Raw genomic sequence first — 23,828 nt, forward strand, 5'->3', positions numbered from 1 at the left:
GCCGCACAAGTCGCGGCATCATCCGTCCCGTTGGCCCCGGCCTCCCCAACTTGGAGAAATCGGGCCGGAGCCGGGAACCCCGCCCCGGCCCCGCTCGTCCAATCCGCACGCTGCCGGAGAGTCACCGCGGTGCGGCGTCGGCCTCGCTGCTGGCTGCGAACGCTGACCAACCCTCTCCTCCGTACTGCGGCCGGCAGCACGCCGTCATCGGCGCGCCCCCCTCCAACAGCGCCGATGGCGGCCCCTTCCGGTTACTGTGCACTCCCTTGACTGGCAGAAACTTCCCGGTTATTGGTGACTTCTCGGAAGTTTCCTTCAGCGGATCACCTCCGGAAGGAGCGCACGTGCCCTCCAGACGTACCGTCCTCGCCGCGACGGCAGGCGTCGCCGCCTCACTCGCCGTCAGCGGGCCCGTCCACGCGAACGACAACAAGCTCCGCTCCCTCATCTCCCGCATGACCCTCGAGGAGAAGGTCGGCCAGCTCTTCGTGATGCGGGTCTACGGCCACTCCGCCACCGCCCCCGATCAGGCCGACATCGACGCCAACCTCAAGGAGATCGGTGTCCGTACGGCCGCCGAGCTGATCGCCAGGTACCGGGTGGGCGGGATCATCTACTTCACCTGGGCGCACAACACCCGTGATCCGCACCAGATCGCCGACCTCTCCAACGGCATCCAGAAGGCGTCGCTCCAGCAGCCGCGCGGGCTGCCCGTCGTCATCTCCACCGACCAGGAGCACGGGATCGTCTGCCGGGTCGGCGAGCCCGCCACCCTCTTCCCGGGCGCCATGGCGATCGGCGCCGGCGGGTCACGCACGGACGCCCGTACCCTCGGTCGTGTCGCCGGGCAGGAGCTCAGGGCCATCGGCATCCGGCAGAACTACTCGCCCGTCGCCGACGTCAACGTCAACCCGGCCAACCCGGTCATCGGCGTCCGCTCGTTCGGCGCCGACCCCGCGGCCGTCGCCGGGCTCGTGGCCGCCGAGGTCGCCGGGTACCAGGGCGCCGGAGTCGCGGCGACCGCCAAGCACTTCCCGGGGCACGGGGACACCGCCGTCGACAGCCACTACGGCTTCCCGGTCATCACCCACAGCCGGGAACTGTGGGAGAAGCTGGACGCCGTGCCCTTCCGGGCCGCGATCCGCGCCGGCATCGACTCGATCATGACCGCGCACATCCAGTTCCCCGCCCTCGACGACTCCGGCGACCCGGCGACCCTCTCCCACCCGATCCTCACCGGCATCCTGCGCGGCGAACTCGGCTACGACGGGGTCGTGGTCACCGACTCCCTCGGCATGGAGGGCGTCCGCACCAAGTACGGCGACGACCGCGTCCCCGTCCTCGCCCTCAAGGCCGGTGTCGATCAGCTCCTCAACCCGCCCTCCCTGGACGTGGCGTGGAACGCGGTGCTGAGGGCCGTGCGGGACGGAGAGCTCACCGAGGCACGGCTCGACGAGTCGATCCTGCGCATCCTGCGGCTCAAGGCGAAACTGGGTCTCTTCGAGAAGCCGTACGTCAGCCAGGGCGGTGTCACGCGGACCGTCGGCACCCCGGCCCACCTCGCCGCCGCCGACCGCGTAGCCGAGCGCACGACGACCCTGCTGGTCAACGAGAAGCGGCTGCTGCCCCTGTCCCGGCGCACCCACCGCAAGCTGCTCGTGGTGGGCGCCGACCCCGCCTCGCCGTCCGGCACGACGGGCCCGCCCACCGGGGTCCTCGCCGCCGCCCTCACCGAACTGGGCTTCACGGCCACCGCCCTGTCGACCGGTACGGCCCCTTCGGCGGCCACCGTCGCCCAGGCGGTCGCCGCGGCCCAGCAGGCGGACGCGGTGATCGTGGGGACGTACAACCTCACGGCCGCCCAGAAGACGCTCGTCGAGCAGCTCGTGGCGACCGGGAGGCCGGTGGTGGCGATCGCGATCCGCAACCCCTACGACGTGGCCCAGCTGCCCACCGTCCCGGCCTTCCTGGCGTCCTACTCCTGGACCGACGTCGAACTGCGGGCGGCGGCACGGGTCGTCGCCGGGAAGGCGGCACCGCGCGGGAGGCTGCCGGTGCCGGTGCAGCGGGCGGAGGACCCGGCGCGGACGCTGTACCCGGTCGGGTACGGGCTGTCGTACGGCCGATAGCGCGGGGGACGTAGTTCCCGTACGACTCGCAACTCGCACATCCCCCCCGAAAGGCGCAAAGGACCCCACACGTCTGGCGTGGCCCCGCCGCGACGGTCACGCTGGACGCGGGGGTATCCGGGGGGATTGCGATGCGCGACAGGTTTTCCACGGGGGTGGTGTGCGTTCTGCTGACGCTGCTCGCCGCCCTGCTGACGGGGTGCACACAGTCGGCGGCAGGTGGGCAGACGGACGAGGGGTCCCGTGCCCCGGCGTCGGTCCCGCCGTCCGCGACCCGGGCCTCCGGGTTCGGCGCGGTCTTCCTCGCGGTGGACGAGTGCAGTTCCTTCGGCAAGGCCAGCTTCACCGAGGTGCCGTGCACCAGTGAGCGGGCGGCGGCACGGGTCGTGGCCCGGCACGACGGCACCCCGGCCGCCGGTCCGCCGTGCCCGGCGACCACCGACTTCGTGCTGCACATCAGTGAGCAGAGCCGGATCTCCGACGAGGACGGCGACGGGGCGGTGCCCCAGGGCTACGCCTGCATGCGCAACCTGCAGCCACCGCACCCCGGCGACCCGGGCGGCGGGGGCGGGCCGCGGACCATCGTCGGCGACTGCGTGTACAGCTCGGGCAGCGGACAGGTCCGGGAGACCGCGTGCGACGGCAAGGGCCCTCGGAAACCGCAGTACAAGGTGGTGAAGGCGGTCGCCGAGCGCGCCCGGTGCCCCCTGTCGACGGCCCTGTACGTGCAGCTCGGCGGCCCCCAGCCGGTGGGCTGCGCCCGGCCGTTGTGAGACCCGGCCGGGCGCGGCGAGCGGACTACGGACGCAGGGTGGGCTCCCGCTCCACGTCCCGTACGTCCAGCTTCCTGTCGAACTTCGCGAGCGGCTTGGCCTCGGTCACGGCCGTGGCGGACACGCCCGCCCAGGTGAGGATCCTGGATGTGGCGAACGCCTTCTGGTCGGCGACCAGACCGGCGACGTTGGCCCCGTGGTTCATGCCGGGCGCGGTGAACACGTACGAGTCCTTCGCCCCCTTGTCGACGCGGAACCGCTCCGCGCCCCACGGGTCGTTCTGGCCGTACACGTAGAGCATGTGACGGGCGTTGCCGCGCACCCAGGTGTCGACGTCCCGCATCGCGTACGGCTGGAACTTCGTCGGGATGCTGCGCGGGACGAAGTTGCGCGGCGGCTGGTAGCCGTAGCGGATGTACTTCTTCTCGATGTGCGGGAACTTGATCGTCGGAGCGCCGAGCTGCGTGGCCGCCTGGTAGTAGTACGGCGTGTACGTCTCCAGGCCCTGGTCGGCGTAGGCGGAGAAGCCGGAGATCGTGTCGATGGAGTTCCAGATCTGGTCGTCGGTCGCGGTCTTGGCGTCCGCCGGGATCAGTTCGTCGTCACCGCAGTTGGCCAGCAGGTTGTACTGCCAGAAGCCCCAGACGTAGTCGAGCACGACGGCCTCGTACGCCTTGTCGAGGCTGCCGACGGTGGTGAAGGTGAGGCCCTCCGCCGCCGCGTAGTCGGCGTACTTCTTCTCCAGCGGCTCGCGTCGGACCAGGGCCTCGCGCTGCACCGCGTTCAGCCGGTCGCGGCACTCCTTGGTGCCGACCTTCGCGAAGAAGCGGTCGTAGGCCGAGTCCTCGTTGTTCACCACGTCGTTGGGGGCCACGTAGGCGACGACGCCGTCCATGTCCCGCGGGTAGAAGCGCTCGTAGTAGGTGGCGGTCATGCCGCCCTTGGAGCCGCCCGTGGAGATCCAGTTCTTCGAGTAGATCTTCTTCAGCGCCTTGAAGATGCGGTGCTGGTCGCTGGCGGCCTGCCAGATGTCCAGCTTGCTCCAGTCGGCCGGGTTGGGCCTGGAGGGCGTGAAGAAGCGGTACTCCATGGAGACCTGGTTGCCGTCCACGATCTGGGTCGGCTCACTGCGGCGAGGCGTGGTGGAGACGTTGTAGCCGCCGGTGAAGAAGACCGTCGGCCGGCTCACGTCCTTGTGCAGCACGGTGATGCGCTGCTGGAACGTGCCCTTGGACGGGTGCCGGTGGTCGACCGGCTGGGTGTAGTTCAGGACGAAGAAGCGGTAACCGGTGTACGGCTTCTCCTCGATCAGGCTCATCCCCGGGATGGCGAGGAGCTGATCCTTGATGTCGGCGGTGGCACCGGTGCCATGGGCCTCCGGCTCGGCGGCGGTGGCCGCCCCTGCCGTGCCGACCGTGCCTATGAGCACGACCAGCGTGAGAAGCCATCTGAGCGCCTTGCGCATGCACCCTCCCCTGTGAGTACAGATGTGCGCCGGACGCTAGCGGCGCAAGTGCGGTCCGCACCAGGGGAGATGGCGCCTCGATGGGGAAAACCCTGTGAGAAATCTGTGCGTCAGAGCCGGATCCAGCCCTCGGAGTCGTACTTGCCCCGGCCGACCTGGCCCTTCACCCACACCTTCCGCTGCCCGGCGTGCACGGTGACGGGTCCGGCGCGGTACTTGTACTTGTCGGCGTCCTCGACCGGCCGCAGCCCGTACGCCCGCAGGCTCACCATCATGTACTGGCGGACCCCGGGACGCTTGGGAAGCGTGATCGCGCACACGTAACCGCGCCGCTTGTACACCTCCACGGTGCCGGTGGCGAACGGGAACGACCTGACCTTGCGCCCCTCGCACGACGTCGCCGCGGCATGCGCGTGCCCCGGTACGGCGACCGCCAGCATCCCGGCCGCAGCCGTCACCGCCAGCCCCTGCGCCAACCGCCGTATCGCTCCACTCTTCACTGCCGTCCCTCCCGCAGCTGTCCGGGCGTACAGGTGTACGGACGCACAACGTATGTCCGACGGTTGCACAACCGTCAGCGCCCCACCTCCACCGGCTCCCCCACGAACGTCCGCCACAATCCGGCGTACCGCCCGTCCAGCGCCAGCAGTTCGTCGTGGGTGCCGTCCTCGACGACGCGGCCGTGGTCCATGACGACCACCCGGTCCGCGCGGGCCGCGGTGGTGAGGCGGTGGGCCACGACGAGGGTCGTGCGGCGGCCCGCGAGCCGGTCGGTGGCCTGGTTGACCTGGGCCTCGGTGGCGAGGTCCAGGGCTGCCGTGGCCTCGTCCAGAAGGAGGATGTCGGGGTCGACCAGCTCGGCGCGGGCCAGGGCGATCAGCTGGCGCTGGCCCGCCGAGAGGTTGCGGCCGCGTTCGGCGACCTCGTGGAGGTAGCCGCCCTCCAGTGTGGCGATCATCTCGTGGGCGCCGACCGCGCGGGCCGCCGCCTCGACCTCGGCGTCGGTGGCCTCCGGGCGGCCGTAGGCGATGGCGTCGCGGATCGTGCCCTGGAAGAGGTAGGCCTCCTGGGGGACCACGCCGAGGCGGTGACGGTAGGACGTCAGGTCCAGCGTGCGCAGGTCCGTGCCGTCGACGGTGACCCGGCCGCCCGTCGGGTCGTAGAACCGGGCGACCAGCTTGACCAGGGTGGACTTGCCGGCGCCCGTCTCCCCGACGAACGCCACCGTCTGGCCGGCCGGGATCCTCAGGTCGACCCCGCCGAGGGCCTCCTCGTCGTCCCCGTACGCGAAGTGGACGTCCTCGAAGGCGACTTCGCCCCGCAGGGAGAGCACCTCCAGCGGTTCCTCGGCCGCCTTCGTGGACGTCGGCTCCTGGAGCAGCTCCTGGATGCGGCCCAGGGAGACGGTCGCCTGCTGGTAGCCGTCGAAGACCTGGGAGAGCTGCTGGACCGGGGCGAAGAACAGGTCGATGTAGAGGAGGTAGGCGACCAGCGCGCCGGTCGTCAGGGTCGCCGCGTCCACCCGGCCCGCGCCCGCGATCAGCACGGCCGCCGCGGCGACGGAGGACAGCAGCTGCACGAAGGGGAAGTAGATCGAGATCAGCCACTGCCCCCGGATGCGGGCCGCGCGGTAGCTGTCGCTGCGCTCGGCGAACCGGCGCCCACCGTCGCCCTCGCGCCGGAACGCCTGCACGATCCGCAGCCCGGACACCGACTCCTGGAGGTCGGCGTTGACCACCGAGACGCGTTCCCGGGCGAGTTCGTACGCCTTCACGCTCGCCTTGCGGAAGAAGTACGTGGCGACGATCAGCGGCGGCAGCGTGGCGAAGACGACCAGCGCCAGCTGTACGTCGATCACCAGAAGGGCGACCATGATGCCGAAGAAGGTGACGACCGAGACGAACGCGGTGACCAGGCCGGTCTGCAGGAAGGTCGAGAGGGCGTCGACGTCCGTCGTCATCCTCGTCATGATCCGGCCCGTCAGCTCCCGCTCGTAGTAGTCGAGTCCGAGCCGCTGGAGCTGGGCGAAGATCTTCAGGCGCAGGGAGTACAGGACCCGTTCCCCGGTGCGTCCGGTCATGCGTGTCTCGCCGATCTGCGCCGCCCACTGGACGAGCACCGAGAGCAGGGCGAGCAGGGTCGCCGTCCAGATCGCGGCCATCGCCATCCGGGTCACGCCGTCGTCGATGCCGTGCCGGATCATCACCGGGAGGAGGAGGCCCATTCCGGCGTCCACCGCGACCAGACCCAGGCTGATCAGCAGCGGGGCTCCGAAGCCGCGCAGCAGCCGCCGCAGCCCGTACGACTCCTCGGGCGTGACCGCGCGGGCCTCGTCGATGTCCGGGACATCCGTCGCCGGGGGCAGCGCCTCGACCTCGGCGAGGAGTTCGGGGGTGGCCGGGGTGCCGGCGAGAGCCGTGTCCTTGGGCTCGCGGTCACCGGTCCACAGACGGGGGGTGACTCCGCGCTCGGCGTCGAACTCGGCGTCCAGTTCCTCGCGTACGGAGGTGTCCTCCTGGACGGCGACCGGCCGGGCGTGGCCCGGGGAGACGCCGCCGAGGCCGTCGGGGTCGGTGAGGAGGCGCCGGTAGAGGGCGGAGCGCTTCTGCAGCTCCTCGTGGGTGCCGACGTCGGCGAGGCGGCCGCCGTCCAGGACGGCGATGCGGTCGGCGAGGTTCAGGGTGGAGCGGCGGTGGGCGATGAGGAGGGTGGTGCGGCCCTCCATGACCTGCTTGAGCGCCTCGTGGATCTCGTGCTCGACCTGGGCGTCCACGGCGGAGGTGGCGTCGTCGAGGACGAGCAGGCGCGGGTCGGTGAGGATCGCCCGGGCGAGCGCGACGCGCTGGCGCTGGCCGCCGGAGAGGGTCAGGCCGTGCTCGCCGACCTTGGTGTCGTAGCCCTCGGGGAGCTCGGTGATGAAACGGTCCGCCTGGGCGGCGCGGGCGGCCTTCTCGACCTCCTCCCGGGTCGCCTCGGGACGGCCGTAGGCGATGTTGTTCCGGACCGTGTCCGAGAACAGGAAGGAGTCCTCGGGGACCAGGCCGATCGCGGCCCGCAGGGAGTCCAGGGTGAGCTCGCGGACGTCGTGGCCGCCGATGAGGACGGCGCCGTGGGTGACGTCGTAGAAGCGCGGCAGGAGCAGGGAGACCGTGGACTTGCCCGAGCCGGAGGAGCCGACGACCGCGAGGGTCTCGCCGGGGCGGATCTCGAAGCTGAGCCCGTCGAGGACGGGGCGCTCGTGGTCGTAGCCGAAGGAGACGTCGTCGAACTCGACGGTGGCCGGAGCGTCGGCGGGGAGCTCCTTGGTGCCGTCCTTCAGGTACGGCTCGGTGTCGATCAGCTCCAGGACGCGCTCGGTGCCCGCGCGGGCCTGCTGGCCGACCGTGAGGACCATGGCGAGCATGCGGACCGGGCCGACGAGCTGGGCGAGGTAGGTGGAGAAGGCGACGAAGGTGCCCAGCGTGATGTGGCCGCGGACCGCGAGCCAGCCGCCGACGGCCAGCATCGCGACCTGGCCGAGGGCGGGGACGGCCTGGAGGGCCGGGGTGTACTTGGAGTTGAAGCGGATCGTGCGCAGGCGGCCCGCGTAGAGGCGGCGGCCGACCTCCCTGAGCTTCCCGGTCTCCTGGTCCTCCTGCCCGAAGCCCTTCACCACGCGTACGCCGCTGACGGCTCCGTCGACCACGCCGGCGACGGCGGCGGCCTGGGCCTGGGCGTACCAGGTGGCGGGGTGCAGCTTGGAGCGGGAGCGCCTGGCGATCCACCACAGGGCCGGGGCGACCGCCAGGGCGACCAGGGTGAGCGGGATCGACAGCCAGGCCATCACGACCAGGGAGATCAGGAAGAGGGCGAAGTTGCCGATCGTCATCGGCAGCATGAAGAGCAGGCCCTGAATCAGCTGGAGGTCGCTGGTGGCCCGGCCGACGACCTGGCCCGTGGACAGCTCGTCCTGGCGGCGGCCGTCGAGGCGGGTGATCGTGCCGAACATCTCCGTGCGCAGGTCGTGCTGGACGTCGAGCGCGAGGCGGCCGCCGTAGTAGCGGCGGATGTAGGTGAGGACGTAGACGAGGACCGCGGCGACGATCAGGGCGCCGGCCCAGGGGGCCATGTCCCGGGTGTGGCCGCCGATGACGTCGTCGATGATCACCTTGGTGATCAGGGGGACGACCGCCATGACGGCCATGCCGCCGAGGGAGGAGACCAGGGCGAGTACGACGTCCTTGGGATAGCGCCAGGCGTACCCGGCCAGCCGTCGTGCCCATCCCCGTTGCGGATCCACGCGGGTGTCCTCCGTCGTTCAGAAGTCCTGATCTGCCGGAAGACACCAACGCGGATCACAGCGGATTTCATCCCTCCGCAACAGATCCGGGGGTCAGACCCGGACCCTCAGGAAGTAGAAACGGGTCGTCTGCACCGCGTTCTGGTTGTCGTCGCTGACCAGGAGGACCTTGAGGCGGCCCTTCTCGTGGCCCGTGACCACCATGCCCTCGATGTTGTCCAGGAGGGGGTTCGGCTGGGGCTGCTTCGCCGTGGCACCCAGGCTCGGGCAGCTCGCGATGTCCGTGAGCAGGGTCTTCCTGATCAGGCGCACGCCGGACTGGCCCGTGAGGTTCTCGATGCCGCTCGTGTCCGTGGCGCGGCGGGGATCGGCCAGGTAGAGGCGGACCGTGTTGCCGACGCCGGAGGTGAAGCCGCGCTCCAGGACCAGGAGGCGGCCGTCGGGCAGGGCCTGGACCTCGGGGACGCCGAGGAAGGCGGCGTCGGTGCGGTAGGCGTACTGGGCCGCGGGCTGCCAGCTCTTCCCGTGCCGCTGCCAGGTCTGGAAGCGGACGGTTCCGGTCGTGTCGCCGGAGAGGGCGTACTCCATGGAGGCGAGCAGGGTGCGGCCGCCGTTCATGAGGGTCAGACCCTCGAAGGTCTGGTTGGAGGTGGCGCGGCCCGCCGGGGCCACCTGGAGGGAGGCCGGTACGGGGAGCCGGTCGAGGATCCTGCCGTCGGCGCTGTAGCGGCGGATCGACGGCTCGGTCTCGGAGGTGACCAGCCGGGTGCCGTCCCGGTCGATCACCAGGCCCTCGGAGTCCAGCGCGGCACCGTTCTCGTCGGCGAGCGGGACGACCTTCCTCGGCGCGAGGGTCCTCGCGTCCAGGCCGAAGAGGGCGGAGCGGTCGGAGAGGGCGGCGAGCGAGCCGTCCCGGTCCACGGCGAGCGCGGAGAGGTTGCCGACGAAGGTGCCGTCGTACGTCGTCTTGTCGAGCGCGTCGGAGAAGCGGTCGAGGGAGACGGACGGGGAACAGGCGTGGCGCACCGGGGCCGAGGCGGCGGCGGGTCCTGCCCCGGTCAGGCAGGCCGCCGCCGCCAGGGCCGCGGTGATGGTCGCGAATACGGTTCTCAGCTGCATGCCCGTCACCGTAGGGCGGGTTCGTGACGCACGGGAGGCCGTGTCGTGAAGGGCCGTCCTGGCCGGTGACGGGCGGGAGTCCGGCAGGTGTCAGCTCGCCGCGAGGTCCTTGTGGATGACCTTGGCGACGCCCTGGATCGTGGTGATGCCGTAGTTCATGGTGCTGTTGCCGTGCGTGAGCACCGTGATCATGTAGTCGTGGCCGCCGCCGGTGAAGGTGCCGACGCTGTGCACCCGCCAGCCGTGGGTGGAGCGCTGGAGCCAGCCGTTCTTGACGTGCCAGGAGATGCCCGATCCGGCGCCGTACGGTGTGCCCCAGCGCTGCGACGAGACGACCTGGCCCATCAACTTCAGGATGTAGGCCCGGGAGTTGTCGCTCAGGACGGTGTTCTTCGCGGTGACCAGCTTGAGCAGTTTCTGCTCGTCGGTGACGGTGATCTGGGTCAGGCCCCAGTAGCCGTTCGCGCCCGGCTTGGTCTGGGTCATGCCGGCCGCGCTCAGGAAACCCTTGATCTTCGTCAGGCCCAGCTGGCGCCACAGCTTGCTGGTGGCGTCGTTGTCCGACTTGGTGATCATGGCCTTGGCGAGGTTGCTCTCGGTGGTGGTCAGATACCGGTTGTGCTTCTTCGCGTCCCACAACAGCGTGGCGAGGACGGTCACCTTGACCACGCTCGCGGAGTCGTAGGCGGTGGAGGAGCGCAGGGTGCAGGTGGTCTTGGTCGTACGGTCGTAGAGGCCCACCGCGATCGTGCCCGAGCGGTTGGAGACGGCCGACGTGATGTCCCGCTTGAGCTTGTCGGCCAGGCCCGCCTTGGCGGACGTGCAGCTGACGGTCGGTGTGGTTGCCGCGGCGGCCGGAGTGGCGGCGGCGACGCAGGCGGCCAGCGCACCGGCCGCGATCCATTTCGTGTGTCTGAATATCCCCCGTGTCATGCCCTGTTGACTCTCGCGCGGGGGCGGATGGTTGTACGCATGGGGAATGGTTGTACGACTTGTTACCCGGCGCTTGGTGTTTTCACAGCAGGACGCCAGGTGCGTCACAGTCCCCACCCACATCGCCTCTGCACGATGCCCGGGTGACATCTGCCACCGATCCCCACCCCCGCTCCGAGACCCTGTCCGCCGACCGGCCACCGACGGCCCCACCCGCGGCCCCACCCGCGGCGCCGCCGGACAAGGCCCCGCGCTGGTCGCTGCCCGCGCTGCTCGCGATCCTGGTCCTGGCCGGCGTCCTGTACGGCTGGAACCTGAGCGGAAACAGCCTCAACAGCTTCTACAGCGCCGCGGTCTACAGCGGTACGCAGAGCTGGAAGGCCTGGTTCTTCGGTTCGCTCGACGCGGGGAACTTCCTCACCGTCGACAAGCCACCGTTCGCGCTGATGGTCATGGGGCTGTCCTGCCGGATCCTCGGCTTCGGCACATGGCAGATGATGCTGCCCGAGATCGGTGCCGCCCTCGGCACGATCTGGATCCTGCACACCTCCGTGAAGCGGGTGTTCGGGCACGCGGCGGCCGCGATCGCCGCGCTCGTCCTCGCACTGACCCCGATCACCGTCGCGATCAACCGCGACAACAACCCCGACACGATCCTGGTGCTGCTGATGGTCGGCGGCGCGGCCCTGGGGCTGCGCGCGGTGCGCACGGACAGGCTGCTGCCGCTGATCGGCTCCGCGGTCCTGTTCGGGCTCGCCTTCAACACCAAGATGCTCCAGGGCTACATCGCCCTGCCGGCCGTCTTCGCCGTGTACGTCTACGCGTCGAGGCTCGGCTGGAAGAAGAAGGCCGTCAACCTGGCCCTCGCGGCGGTGGCGTTGGCGGTGTCCAGCCTCTGGTGGGCGACGGCGGTGTCCCTCGTCCCGGCCGACGACCGGCCCTACATCGGGGGTTCGACCGACGGCTCCGCCTGGAACCTGATCATGGGCTACAACGGCCTGGGCCGGGTCCTCGGCGGTGAGGGCAACGGCGGAGGCGGCGGAGGCGGCGGGGGCGGCGGGGGCGGCGGAGGCGGCACCTTCGCCGGCACCGCGGGCATCGGCCGCATGTTCAACGACGTCCTCGGCGGCCAGATCTCCTGGCTGATCCCGTTCGCCTTCCTCGCGTTCGTCGCAGGACTGGTGCTGTGCGGCCGCGCCCCGCGCACCGACGCCACCCGCGCCGCGCTCGTGATGTGGGGCGGGTGGCTGGTGCTGCACTACCTGACCTTCGCCATGGCCGAGGGCACCATGCACCCGTACTACACGACCGCGCTCGCCCCGGGCATCGCGGCGCTGACCGGCGGGGGCGGCGTCCTGCTGTGGCGCGCCTTCCGCGGCGGTGACGGGCGATGGTCGTGGGCACTGCCCGCCGGTCTGGCCGTCACCGGCCTCTGGGCGATCGTGCTGCTGCGCCGGGCGACCGGCTGGAACACCTGGCTGTGGCCGGTGGTCGGCGTGGTCATGGTCCTCGCGATCGCGGGCCTGTTCGTCTTCCGTACGGCGGGCTCGGGGACGCGGCTCCGGCTGCTCGGGGTGTCGGTCGCCGCGGCGATCGTGGCGGCCCTCGCGGGTCCGACGGCGTACGCGGCCTCACCGGCCTTCTCCGCCACCACCGGCGGCATGGGCGGCACCAACCCGACGGCGGGTCCGTCGACCGGGGGCGGCATGGGCGGTCCCGGCGGCGGTGGCGGCCGAGGCGGCTTCGGCGGCAGCGGTGGCAGCGGCGGCCCCGGTGGTCAGCTGCCGGGCGGCACCCAGCAGGGCGGCGGTCAGGCGGGCGGGGAACTCCCCGGCGGCAACGGCGGTGGCGGCAGCGGCCAGATGCAGCCCGGTGGCGGCAACGGTGAGCTTCCGCAGGGCGGGGCGCAGGGCGGGGCGCCGGGCGGCACGACCGGGGAGCTCCCGGGCGGCGGCACGGCTCGCGGCGGCACGGGCACCGGCAGTGCGGGTGGCGGCCCCGGCGGTGGCGGCATGGGCGGTGGCGGCATGGGCGGCAACGTCGACAGCGCCCTGGTCTCCTACCTGGAGAAGCACCAGGACGGCGCCAAGTGGCTGCTCGCGGTGTCCAATTCACAGAGCGCCGGCCAGCTGATCCTCAGCACCCACAAGCCTGTCATCTCCATGTGGGGCTTCACCGGCACCGACCGGGCGATGACCCTCGCCAGGCTCAAGGAACTGGTGAAGAAGGGCGAGTTGCACTACATCCAGCTCGGCGGCGGTGGCATGGGCGGCAACAGCGGCCTGAACCAGGAGATCACCAGCTGGGTCCAGAAGAACGGCACGGCGGTGAAGGAGAGCGACTACAGCACGAGCAAGAGCAACAGCTCGACCTCGGGCACCGGCTCACAGACGGGCAGCACGTCGACCGTGTACCGCCTGGACCCGTCGGACGTCGGCTGACCAAGTACATCGACTGACCAAGTCCCACCGAACGGCCCCCGATCACCCGTCGGGGGCCGTTCGGTGTGTCAACTCGCGTAGACAAGCCCCGATTTGCCGTTTCAGGTCACTCAATGGACACGTGCCATCCATTTACACGGCCGCATGTCCATGTCACGCTCCCATCTGCCGCCTCCATTCAACCCGCGTAGATGGGACCCCCTTTATGCTGGCGACACGTATCCGCAGCTGGAAGTCGGTGGCGCTCACCACCGCCGCCGTGCTGGTCGGGCTCGCCGCGCCGGTCGTGACCACGACCCCGGCCGCCGCCACGACGACCGCGTACGACTCGACGTACTACAAGAACGCGATCGGCAAGACGGGCACGAGCCTCAAGTCGTCCCTGCACACGATCATCAGCGCCAACGTCTCGAAGATCTCGTACTCCGCGGTCTGGGACGCGCTCAAGGTCACCGACCAGGACCCGAACAACACCAGCAACGTGCTCCTGCTGTACAGCGGCGTCTCCCGCAGCAAGTCCCTCAACGGCGGTGACGTCGGCGACTGGAACCGCGAGCACACCTGGGCCAAGTCGCACGGCGACTTCGGCGAGGTCACCGGCCCCGGCACCGACCTGCACCACCTGCGCGCCTGCGACGTCCAGGTCAACAGCACCCGCGGCAACCTGGACTTCGACAACGGCGGCAGCGCGGTCACCAACGGCGGCGGCTCCACCGTCGACTCCGACTCCTTCGCGCCGCGCGCCGCGGACCGGGGCGACGTGGCCCGCATGATCCTCTACATGGCCGTGCGCTACGACGGCGGCGACGGCTTCGCCGACCTGGAGCCCAACGAGAAGGTCGGCAACGGCTCCAACCCCTACATGGGCAAGCTCTCCGTCCTGAAGGCCTGGAACGAGGCGGACCCGCCCAACGCCTTCGAGGAGCGCCGCAACCAGGTCATCTACGACACCTACCAGCACAACCGCAACCCGTTCGTCGACCACCCGGAGTGGGTCGAAGCGATCTGGTAGAGCCCGGCTACAGGTGCGTGGGTGCGAACATCCGCAGCACCGCCGGAAGCACCACCACCGAGGGCCCCGGAGTGCCGAGGGCCTTCGCGAGGTCGTCCGACAGGGTCCCCGGGGTCGTTCGGATCCCGGGGACGCCGAAGGACTCGGCCAGGGCCACGTAGTCGGGGCGGGACAGTTCCGTCGCCGTGGCCTGGCCGAAGGCGTCCGTCATGTACTCGCGGAGGATGCCGTAGCCGCCGTCGTCGACGATCAGCCAGGTGACGTTCAGGTCGTACTGGCGGGCCGTCGCCAACTCGGCGATGGAGTACAGGGCCCCGCCGTCGCCCGAGACCGCCAGGACCGGGCGGGTGGGGTCCGCGACCGCCGCGCCGAGGGCCGCGGGGAAGCCGTAGCCGAGGCCACCCGCGCCCTGCGCCGAGTGCAGGAGGTTGGGGCCCTTGGCGTCGAACGCCGACCAGGCCCAGTACGCCAGGATCGTCATGTCCCAGAAGGACGGTGAAGCAGCGGGCAGGGCGCGGCGGATCGACGCCAACAGCTCCTGTTCCAGGGTGAGTTCCTGGGAGGCGATGCGGTCCGCGACACGGGTCAGCACCTCGCGCACCCGCTGCGGCGCCTTCTCGTCCTCCCTCGGCGTCACCGTCTCCAGCAGCGCCTGCAACGCCAGTCGGGCGTCCGCGTGGATGCCCAGCGCCGGGTGGTTGGACTCCAGCTTGCCGAGGTCCGCCTCGATCTGGATCACCCGGCCGCGCGGCTTGAACGTGTGGTAGTTCGAGGAGAGTTCACCCAACCCCGAGCCCACCACCAGCAGTACGTCCGCGTCCTCCAGGAAGTCTGTGGTGTGCCGGTCCTCGATCCAGGACTGGAGCGAGAGCGGGTGCGTCCAGGGGAAGGCTCCCTTGCCGCCGGGGGTCGTGACGACGGGGGCCCGAAGCGTCTCGGCCAGCTGTCGCAGCTTGCCCGAGGCGTCGGCCCGTACGACTCCCCCACCCGCGATGATCGCCGGGCGAGCCGCCCGCGACAGCAGGTCCGCCGCCACCGCCGTGAGTTCGGGACGCGGCGGCAGCTCCTCCGGGAACGCGTCGCCGCCCGTCACCACCGGGATCAGGGTCGGCGAGAGCAGCACGTCCTGCGGGATCTCCACCCACACCGGGCCGTGCGGGGCGGTCAGGGCCGACTTCCAGGCCGCCTCGATCGCGGAGGGGATCTGGGACTGGGTACGCACGGTGTGGACCGACTTCACCACGCCCCGGAACGAGGCCGACTGGTCCGGGAGTTCGTGCAGATAGCCGTGGCGGCCGCCGCCCAGGCCGGCGGTGGGGATCTGGCTGCTGATCGCGAGGACGGGAGCGGAGGCCGCGGCGGCCTCCTGGAGCGCGGCCAGCGAGGTCAGCGCCCCCGGCCCCGTCGACAGCAGCAGCGGCGCCGCCTCCCCCGTGATCCTGCCGTACGCGTCCGCCGCGAAGCCCGCGTTGTTCTCCACCCGCAGGCCGATGTAGCGCAGGTCGGAGCGGCGCAGCGCGTCGAACATGCCGAGCGCGTGCTGACCGGGCAGGCCGAACACGGTGGTCGCGCCGAGCGCGGCCAGCGTCTCCACGACCAGGTCTCCGCCGTTGCGGCCGGGAGGAGGGTTGAGAGCAGCGGAAATCTGCGCCTCCGTCGGACGGAGCACCAGGTCGTGGTCGTGAGTCACTGCGCGCGGGCCTCTGCAATCTGGCGGGACATGATCGTGGTCAGTTCGTAGGCGGTGTGGGAGGCCGCCACCGACGTGATCTCCGCGTGGTCGTACGCGGGGGCCACCTCGACGACGTCCGCCGACACCAGGTTGCACGATGCCAGACCCCGCAGGATCTCCAGCAGCTCGCGGGAGGTCATGCCGCCCGCCTCGGGGGTGCCGGTGCCGGGCGCGTGGGCCGGGTCCAGGCAGTCGATGTCGATGGAGATGTAGAGCGGACGGTCCCCGATGCGCTGCCGGAGCTGGTCGGCGACCTCGTCGACCCCGCGCCGCATGACGTCCGCCGAGGTGACGATGCCGAAGCCCAGCTTCTCGTCGTCGTCCAGGTCCTGCTTGCCGTACAGCGGCCCGCGGGTGCCGACGTGGGAGAGGGCGGAGGTGTCGAGGATGCCCTCCTCCACCGCCCGCCGGAACGGTGTGCCGTGCGTGTACTCGGCGCCGAAGTAGGTGTCCCAGGTGTCGAGGTGGGCGTCGAAGTGCAGCAGGGCGACCGGGCCGTGCTTCTTGGCGACCGAGCGCAGCAGGGGAAGCGCGATGGTGTGGTCGCCGCCCAGGGTCATCAGGCGGGCGCCGGTGCCGAGGAGGTCGTCCGCGGCCGCCTCGATCGTCTCGACGGCCTCGTTGATGTTGAAGGGGTTGACCGCGATGTCCCCGCCGTCCGCGACCTGGGCGAGGGCGAAGGGGGACGCGTCCTGCGCCGGGTTGTACGGGCGCAGCAGCCGGGACGCCTCGCGGATGGCGTTGCCGCCGAAGCGGGCGCCCGGCCGGTAGGAGACACCCGAGTCGAAGGGCACCCCGACCACGGCGACGTCGGCCCGGCCGACCTCGTCCAGGCGCGGCAGCCGGGCGAAGGTCGCGGGTCCGGCGTAGCGCGGGATGCGGGAGGAGTCGACGGGGCCGCGGGGCGTCTCGGGGGAGCTCATGGTCGTGTGCCTTTCTTCTGTCTTCTGTTCGCTGCCGTCCGGTCTACCGGGGTGCCGGGACCGGTTCGAGAACCTCGCCGCGCCCGGCGAGGCGCTCGCGCCACGCTTGGAGTACGGCGGTGTCGGTCGCCGGGGTCGCCAGGGATACGGCGACGTAGACGACCAGGGATGCCGACAGGCCGTAGTACACGGGCTCGTTGGCGAGGATGCCGTAGCCGGCCATCAGGCCGATGACGGCGAGACCGCCGACGATCACGGAGGCCAGGGCGCCCTGGGCGGTGCCGCGCTTCCACAGCAGTCCGCCGAGGATGGGGACAAGGAGACCGCCGACGAGGAGGTTGTAGGCGACGGTGAGGGCCTCGACGACGTTGTTGAGGGCGATGGCCGTGCCGATGACGCCGAGGCCCATGACGAGGATGAAGGCCCGGTTGCCCCGTACTTCGTCGTGGTCCCCGGCGGGCGCCCTCCCCCGCAGCCGCGACCAGATGTCGTTGTTGGCGACGGTCGCGCAGGCGATCAGCGCGCCGGAGGAGGTGGACATCACGGCGGCGAGCGCGGCGGCCAGCACCAGGCCCCGTACGCCGATGGGGAGTTCGTCCTTCACGATGGTCGCGAAGGCGTCGTCCGCGTTGGCGAGGTTGGGGTAGAGGACCTTGGCGGCGGTGCCGATGACGGCGCCGGCGAGGGCGTAGGCGAGGCAGTAGGTGCCGGCGACGGTCCCGCCCCACCTGGCCGTCCTGTCGCTGCGGGCGGTGAAGACGCGCTGCCAGATGTCCTGACCGATGAGCATGCCGAACGTGTAGATCAGGACGTAGGTGAAGATCGTCTCGCCGCCGATGCCCAGCGGGTCGAAGTACGTGGTCGGCAGCTGGGCCCGCATCTCGCCGAAGCCGCCCGCCTTGACGACGGCGATGGGCAGGAGCAGGAGCAGCACGCCGATGGTCTTCACCACGAACTGGACCATGTCGGTCAGGGTGATGGACCACATGCCGCCGAGGGTCGAGTAGGCGACGACGATCGAGCCGCCGAGGACGATCGCGAGGGTCCGGTTCATGTCGAAGAGGACGTCGAAGATCGTGGCGTAGGCGATCGTCGAGGTGACCGCGAGCATCAGGGTGTACGCCCACATGACCACACCGGAGATGACCCCGGCCCGGCCGCCGTAGCGCAGGTCCAGCATCTCGGAGACGGTGTAGACCTTGAGGCGGGCGATGCGGGCGGAGAAGAAGACGGACAGGGCGAGCAGGCCGAGGCCGATGGTGAAGACCATCCAGGCACCGGAGAGGCCGTACCGGTAGCCGAGGCCGACACCGCCGATGGTGGAGGCGCCGCCGAGGACGATCGCGGCCATGGTGCCGGAGTACATCGCGGGGCCGAGTCGCCGCCCGGCGACCAGGAACTCGCTCTTGGACCTGGCGCGGCGCATGCCCCACCAGCCCATGGCGAGCATGCCGACCAGATAGACGACGATCACCGTGTAGTCGACGGCCATGCCGGAGCCCTCCTTCTGCCGGTCTGCACCTTGCCGGTTCGCGCCCTGCGGGTCCGGGCCCTGCCGGTCTGCGTCGACACTAGGTGGCCGGAAAGCGACTGCGAAGTGTACGTTTCATCCATTCACGCGGTACTGGATGGAGGGAACATCCACCATGCCGGACCCGGCTGTCCCACCCACCCCACCGGTCCCGCTGGCCGCACTGCTGGCCCGCGAGGATCTCGGGCTGCGGCAGATCGCGGGGCCCTCGGACCCCTCCGCGGTGATCCACTGGGCGCACACCTCGGAGATGGCGGACCCGTACCCGTATCTGCTGGGCGGCGAGCTGCTGCTGACGGCGGGGGTGCACATCCCGGAGGCGGCGGGCTCGGGCACCTACTTCGACGACTACGTCTCCCGGATCGTGGCGGCGGGCGGCGCGGCCCTCGGCTTCGGCCTGGCCCCGGTCCACGACACGGTCCCCCGCGCCCTGGTCGCCGCCTGCGACACGTACGAGCTGCCCCTCCTGGAGGTCCCGCCCCGGACCACCTTCTCCGGGGTGGCCCGCGCGGTCTGGCAGCTGATGGCCCAGGCCCGCCACGCGGAGCTCCGCCGTGTCACCGAGGCCCAGCAGAGCCTGGCCGCCGCCGCGTCCCGCCCGAACCCGGTGCCGTCCGTGCTGCGTCAGCTGGCGCAGCGGCTGGGGGGACGGGCGGTGCTGTTCGGCCCGGACGGGGCGGAGCTGGCGTCCGCGGGGCGCCCGGCACAACCGGTCGCCCGGGAGGCGCTGGTCGAGCTGGCGCAGGTCGTACGCCCCTCGGGTCCCGGTACGCCGACCGCAGCCACCCATGTCACCGCCGGCACCCACCTCGCCGCCTACTCCCTCGGTGCCGGGCACGGGTTCGTGCTCGGGGTCGCCGTACCGGGGCGGGAGGCCGGGGACCACACCATCGCCTCCGTCGCCGCCGTGCTGCTGTCGTTGCTCACCGGTGAGCATCAGAGCGGGTCGGGGGCGGCACGGGCGTCCGCTCTCGTACGGCTGCTGCTGGGGGCGTCCACCGAGGACGTGGCCCCCCTCCTGGGCGCCGGGGAGTGGATCGTCGTCCATGCCCGGCCCGACCCGCCCACCGCTCCCGACCCCGTCGCAGCCTCCGCGCTCGGTGCCGCGCTCGGGTCGCCGCTGGTCGACGTGGCACGGGACGTCGTACGGGTGCTGCTGCCCGCCGAGCGGGAGCCGGGCCCGCAGCCGGGGTGGACGCTCGGGGTCAGCGCCGGCGCCGGACCGGCTCAATGGGCCGTCGCCGACGCCCAGGCGGGGCGTGCCCTGGCCCGCGCTCGGGCCACCCGCGCCGCGCTGGTCCGGTACGGGGCCCGGCCGGCACTCGCCGACCTGGTGGCGGAGGAGGACGCCGAGGCGCATGCCAGGTCCCTGCTGGCACCGCTGGCCGCCCCGCTCCCCGAGACCCTCCGCACCTGGCTGTCCCTGCACGGCAGCTGGGACCGTACGGCGGTCGCGCTCGACGTGCACCGCAACACCGTGCGGCAGCGGATCGCGAAGTGCGCGGCGCTGCTGGAGGCGGACCTGGACGACCCCGACGTGCGCATGGAGCTGTGGTTCGCGCTGCGGCGACCATGATCACGTGACCCGCGTCCCAGCGTGCGGGATGCGCGGTGATCTCGTGAAGGCGTGCATCAGAATGGGGGGCATGCCGATACCCGGGACACCCAGCCGCGCCGAGCTCGTCGACCACCTCGTGAGGACCCGTATCGCGGGCGAGGTGGCCACCCCGCGTGAGAACAACCTCTCCCACTACCGCCAGCTGGCGAACGGCAACCGCCACTACTGGCTCGGTCTGGAGCTGGGCGACCGCTGGACCGACGAGCAGGACGTGCTCGCGGTGATGGCGGAGCGGGTGGGCGTCAACGACGATCCGGAGTACCGGTACGGCCAGGACACCATCGACCCGGAGCTGACCGTCGGCGGCCTGGACCGGATGGCGGCCCGGCTGCGCAAGGCCGCGGACGGGCAGCAGCGGGTGCTGTTCGCCACCGGCCACCCCGGCGGGCTCCTCGACGTCCACCACGCCACCGCCGCCGCACTGCGATCGGCCGGCTGCGAGATCGTGGTCATCCCGGACGGGCTGCAGACGGACGAGGGGTACGTCATGCAGTTCGCGGACGTGGCGGTCCTGGAGCACGGCGCCACGCTGTGGCACACCCACTCGGGCGAACCGATGAAGGCCATCCTCACGGCCCTGGAGCGCGAGGGCCGTCCGCTGCCCGACCTGGTCGTCGCCGACCACGGCTGGGCGGGCTACGCCGGACAGCACGGCGTCGACTCGGTGGGCTACGCCGACTCCAACGACCCGGCCCTCTTCGTCGGCGAGTCGGAGGGCACGGTCCAGGTGACGGTCCCCCTCGACGACCACGTGGTGAGCCCGCGCCACTACGACCCGATGACGGCGTATCTGCTCGGCGAGGCCGGGCTGCTCTAGGGCCTGCCCGGCGGCGGAGCCGAGGCGGTCGGCCGCTGCCGCGGCGGGCGAGCGACTCGGCGGGAGGGCTGCCGTGCGAGTCGTCCGAGCCGGGGAAGGCGAGGGGCGGCGCCCGACTGCGAGGCTGCCGGGGTCACCGCGTCGGGGAGACCGCGCACCGGGTCCCGTGACGCCGGGCATGATCCACCGGACGGGCCCTGGGCGGGACCGGGACGCTCAGGCTCGCCGCGGTGCGCGGACCACGCCCTCCTGGATGACCGAGATGGCCAGTCGGCCGTCCTGGGTGTAGATGCGGGCCTGGCCGAGGCCGCGGCCGCCGGAGGCCGACGGGGACTCCTGGTCGTACAGGAGCCATTCGTCGGCGCGGAAGGGGCGGTGGAACCACATGGCGTGGTCGAGCGAGGCCCCGACGACGTCACCGACGGCCCAGCCGCCCCGGCCGTGCGCCAGCAGGATCGAGTCGAGCAGGGTCATGTCGGAGACGTAGGTGGCGAGGACGACGTGCAGCAGCGGGTCGTCGGCCAGCTTGCCGTTGGTGCGGAACCAGACCTGTGAGTGCGGTTCGCGCGGCTCGCCGAACTTCCCGAACGGCGGTTCCTCGACGTAGCGCAGGTCGATCGCCTCGCGGGCCTCCAGGAACCGCTCGACGACCCTGGGGTCCAGGTGGTCGTAGCCGCGCAGCCGGTCCGCGGAGGTGGGGAGCGTCGCCGGGTCGGGGGCGGAGGGCATGGGGGCCTGGTGGTCGAAGCCCTCCTCGTGCCGCTGGAAGGACGCGGAGAGGGCGAAGATCGGCTGGCCGTGCTGGACCGCGAGCACGCGGCGCGCGGTGAAGGAACGCCCGTCGTTCATCCGGTCGACCGTGTAGACGATCGGCGCGCCCGGGTCGCCGGGGCGCAGGAAGTACGCGTGCAGGGAGTGGGCGAGACGGTCCTCGGGGACCGTCCGCCCCGCGGCGACCAGCGCCTGCGCCGCGACCTGCCCGCCGAAGACGCGGGGGACGACGGCGGGGCGGGAGGCGCCGCGGAAGATGTCCTCCTCGATCTGCTCGAGGTCGAGCAGATCGAGGAGGTCCTGGAGTGCCTGGCTCATGGAGTCAGTTGTATCGGGCAGTAATTGCGCGCGGCTTACAGGCCCATGTCCTTCGCGATGATCGACTTCATGATCTCGCTGGTGCCGCCGTAGATCCGGTTGACGCGGTTGTCCGCGTACAGGCGGGCGATCGGGTACTCGTTCATGAAGCCGTAGCCGCCGTGCAGCTGGAGGCAGCGGTCGATGACGCGGTGGGCGACCTCGGTGGCGAACAGCTTGGCGCTGGCGGCCTCGGCGGGGGTCAGCTCGCCCGCGTCGAGGGCCTCCAGGGCGCGGTCGACGACGGCCTCGGCCGCGTCCACCTCGGCCTGGCAGGCGGCCAGCTCGAACTTGGTGTTCTGGAAGGAGGCGACCGGCTTGCCGAAGACGGTGCGCTCCTGGACGTACTCCTTGGCGAACCGCACGGCGGCCTTGGCCTGCGCGTAGGCGCCGAAGGCGATGCCCCAGCGCTCGGAGGCGAGGTTGTGGCCGAGGTAGTAGAAGCCCTTGTTCTCCTCGCCGAGGAGGTCCTCGACCGGCACCTTGACGTCGACGAACGCCAGCTCGGCGGTGTCGGAGGTCTTCAGGCCGAGCTTGTCCAGCTTGCGGCCGATGGAGTAGCCCTCGGACTTGGTGTCGACGGCGAAGAGGGAGATGCCGTGGCGGCGGTCCTCGGCGGTCGGCGCGGAGGTGCGGGCGCAGACGATCACGCGGTCGGCGTGGACGCCACCGGTGATGAAGGTCTTGGAGCCGTTGAGGACGTAGTGCGTGCCGTCCTCGGAGAGCTTGGCGGTGGTCTCCATGCCCGCGAGGTCGGAGCCGGTGCCCGGCTCGGTCATCGCCAGGGCCCACATCTCCTCACCGGAGACGAACTTCGGCAGGAAGCGCTTCTTCTGCTCGTCGGTGGCGAGCATCTTGATGTACGGCAGTCCGAGCAGGACGTGCACACCGGAGCCGCCGAACTGCACACCCGCGCGGGCGGTCTCCTCGTACATCACGGCTTCGAACTTGTACGAGTCGATGCCGGCGCCGCCGAACTCCTCGTCCACGCGGATGCCGAAGACGCCGAGCTCGGCGAGCTTGTAGTAGAAGTCGCGCGGCGCCTGGCCGGCCGCGAACCACTCGTCGTAGACGGGGACGACCTCGGCCTCGATGAAGGCGCGCAGGGTCTCCCGGAACGCCTCGTGGTCCTCGTTGAACACCGTACGGCGCACCGCCGCCACCTCCACCTGACTGAGAGTCCATGTCTAAGCGCTTGCTCAGATGTTCAAGGTACCGGCCGGTAAGGAGACGCGTCCAGAGGAGATCCCGTAACGCTCGTCACGCCGCCGCGGCCGCGAACGCGCCCCGGGCCATGCGGTGCAGCAGCTCCGCCGTGGCCCCGCGGCCCGGAATCGAGCCGGGGCGGCCCAGGTGCGGAGTGGAGTTCAGGAGCCCGAAGACGGAGTGCACGGCCGAGCGGGCCGCGGGTTCGGCGAGCGCGGGGTAGACCTCCCGCAGGACCTCCACCCACAGCTCGACGTACTGCCGCTGGAGCTGCCGCACCAGCTTGCGGTCGCTGTCGCGCAGGCGGTCCAGCTCCCGGTCGTGCAGGGTGATGAGGGGACGGTCGTCGAGGGCGAAGTCGATGTGCCCCTCGATCAGCGAGTCCAGCAGCGCCTCCGGGTCCCCGCCGTTCGACTCGGCCGCCCTCCGCTTGCCGCCCGTCAGCAGCCGGCCGCTGATGCCGACCAGCAGCTCCGCCAGCATCGCGTCCTTGCCCGCGAAGTGCCGGTAGAGCCCGGGTCCGCTGATCCCGACCGCCGCGCCTATCTCGTCCACGCCCACGCCGTGGAACCCGCGCTCGGCGAACAGCCGCGCGGCCTCCTTGAGGATCTGCTCGCGGCGGGTGGGGGCGTCGGTTCTGGTGGCCATGGAAGCAATTCTAGACAGGGAGGTTAGCGGTCGTTAACCTGAAGGAAATGGTTAACGCTCATTAACAGGCGATC

At 71.2% G+C, this 23,828-nt stretch carries 17 protein-coding genes; 6 read left to right on the forward strand and 11 right to left on the reverse strand.

Features of this window, described 5'->3' with window-relative positions; translation table 11 throughout:
• Positions 1-344: 344 nt before the first annotated feature.
• Together IOD14_RS38240 and IOD14_RS38245 are read left to right on the forward strand one after the other, a co-directional pair.
• The gene (locus IOD14_RS38240) at positions 345-2,129 is read left to right on the forward strand and encodes a glycoside hydrolase family 3 protein (protein WP_212672708.1); all 1,785 of its coding nucleotides are present in this window, start codon (positions 345-347) and stop codon (positions 2,127-2,129) included.
• 131 nt (positions 2,130-2,260) lie between these two features.
• Positions 2,261-2,902 (forward strand): hypothetical protein, encoded by a 642-nt coding sequence (locus IOD14_RS38245; RefSeq protein ID WP_123989383.1) that lies wholly within the window; start codon positions 2,261-2,263, stop codon positions 2,900-2,902.
• 25 nt (positions 2,903-2,927) lie between these two features.
• Here the strand turns inward: IOD14_RS38245 and IOD14_RS38250 are convergent, their stop codons facing one another.
• The 5 genes from IOD14_RS38250 to IOD14_RS38270 form a co-directional block, all read right to left on the reverse strand.
• Complete coding sequence (locus IOD14_RS38250; protein ID WP_212672709.1) at positions 2,928-4,367, reverse strand: S28 family serine protease; 1,440 nt, start codon at positions 4,365-4,367, stop codon at positions 2,928-2,930.
• 110 nt (positions 4,368-4,477) lie between these two features.
• Entirely contained in the window at positions 4,478-4,867 is a 390-nt protein-coding gene (locus IOD14_RS38255; protein WP_212672710.1) for a hypothetical protein, read from the reverse strand.
• A gap of 74 nt (positions 4,868-4,941) precedes the next feature.
• Positions 4,942-8,646 (reverse strand): ABC transporter ATP-binding protein, encoded by a 3,705-nt coding sequence (locus IOD14_RS38260; RefSeq protein ID WP_212672711.1) that lies wholly within the window; start codon positions 8,644-8,646, stop codon positions 4,942-4,944.
• A 93-nt stretch (positions 8,647-8,739) separates the two neighbouring features.
• Positions 8,740-9,765, reverse strand: a complete 1,026-nt coding sequence (locus tag IOD14_RS38265) for an esterase-like activity of phytase family protein (RefSeq protein WP_212672712.1) — start codon at positions 9,763-9,765, stop codon at positions 8,740-8,742.
• Between the two features lie 90 nt (positions 9,766-9,855).
• Positions 9,856-10,698 (reverse strand): serine hydrolase, encoded by an 843-nt coding sequence (locus IOD14_RS38270; protein ID WP_123989388.1) that lies wholly within the window; start codon positions 10,696-10,698, stop codon positions 9,856-9,858.
• 143 nt (positions 10,699-10,841) lie between these two features.
• Here IOD14_RS38270 and IOD14_RS38275 point away from each other — a divergent pair, with 143 nt between their 5' ends.
• The gene (locus IOD14_RS38275) at positions 10,842-13,139 is read left to right on the forward strand and encodes a glycosyltransferase family 39 protein (RefSeq protein WP_212672713.1); all 2,298 of its coding nucleotides are present in this window, start codon (positions 10,842-10,844) and stop codon (positions 13,137-13,139) included.
• Positions 13,140-13,344: 205 nt separating this feature from the next.
• On the forward strand, positions 13,345-14,151 hold the full coding sequence (locus IOD14_RS38280; RefSeq protein WP_212672714.1) for an endonuclease: 807 nt from the start codon (positions 13,345-13,347) through the stop codon (positions 14,149-14,151).
• A gap of 7 nt (positions 14,152-14,158) precedes the next feature.
• On the opposite strand, the gene IOD14_RS38285 is transcribed toward IOD14_RS38280, so the two are convergent.
• From IOD14_RS38285 to IOD14_RS38295, 3 genes are read right to left on the reverse strand one after another with little or no spacing between them, the layout of a single operon-like run.
• Complete coding sequence (locus IOD14_RS38285) at positions 14,159-15,841, reverse strand: thiamine pyrophosphate-binding protein (protein ID WP_212672715.1); 1,683 nt, start codon at positions 15,839-15,841, stop codon at positions 14,159-14,161.
• The gene (gene speB / locus IOD14_RS38290; protein ID WP_007382209.1) at positions 15,838-16,806 is read right to left on the reverse strand and encodes an agmatinase; all 969 of its coding nucleotides are present in this window, start codon (positions 16,804-16,806) and stop codon (positions 15,838-15,840) included. Before speB ends, IOD14_RS38285 begins: the two co-directional genes overlap by 4 nt.
• Positions 16,807-16,849: 43 nt before the next feature.
• Complete coding sequence (locus IOD14_RS38295; protein ID WP_123989392.1) at positions 16,850-18,298, reverse strand: sodium:solute symporter; 1,449 nt, start codon at positions 18,296-18,298, stop codon at positions 16,850-16,852.
• 154 nt (positions 18,299-18,452) lie between these two features.
• Here IOD14_RS38295 and IOD14_RS38300 point away from each other — a divergent pair, with 154 nt between their 5' ends.
• Both IOD14_RS38300 and IOD14_RS38305 read left to right on the forward strand, forming a co-directional pair.
• Positions 18,453-19,913, forward strand: a complete 1,461-nt coding sequence (locus IOD14_RS38300) for a PucR family transcriptional regulator (RefSeq protein WP_212672716.1) — start codon at positions 18,453-18,455, stop codon at positions 19,911-19,913.
• A 70-nt stretch (positions 19,914-19,983) separates the two neighbouring features.
• Complete coding sequence (locus IOD14_RS38305; RefSeq protein ID WP_123989394.1) at positions 19,984-20,772, forward strand: phosphatase; 789 nt, start codon at positions 19,984-19,986, stop codon at positions 20,770-20,772.
• A gap of 216 nt (positions 20,773-20,988) precedes the next feature.
• On the opposite strand, the gene IOD14_RS38310 is transcribed toward IOD14_RS38305, so the two are convergent.
• From IOD14_RS38310 to IOD14_RS38320, 3 genes are all read right to left on the reverse strand, one after another.
• Positions 20,989-21,861: an acyl-CoA thioesterase II gene (locus IOD14_RS38310; RefSeq protein WP_123989395.1), complete on the reverse strand. Its 873-nt coding sequence runs from the start codon at positions 21,859-21,861 to the stop codon at positions 20,989-20,991.
• A 35-nt stretch (positions 21,862-21,896) separates the two neighbouring features.
• The gene (locus IOD14_RS38315; protein WP_212672717.1) at positions 21,897-23,054 is read right to left on the reverse strand and encodes an acyl-CoA dehydrogenase family protein; all 1,158 of its coding nucleotides are present in this window, start codon (positions 23,052-23,054) and stop codon (positions 21,897-21,899) included.
• A 106-nt stretch (positions 23,055-23,160) separates the two neighbouring features.
• Positions 23,161-23,754 carry a TetR/AcrR family transcriptional regulator gene (locus IOD14_RS38320; RefSeq protein WP_123989396.1) on the reverse strand — a complete coding sequence of 198 codons (594 nt, stop codon included), beginning with the start codon at positions 23,752-23,754 and terminating at the stop codon, positions 23,161-23,163.
• Positions 23,755-23,828 lie beyond the last annotated feature (74 nt).

This window comes from Streptomyces sp. A2-16 (assembly GCF_018128905.1).
GTDB lineage: Bacteria > Actinomycetota > Actinomycetes > Streptomycetales > Streptomycetaceae > Streptomyces.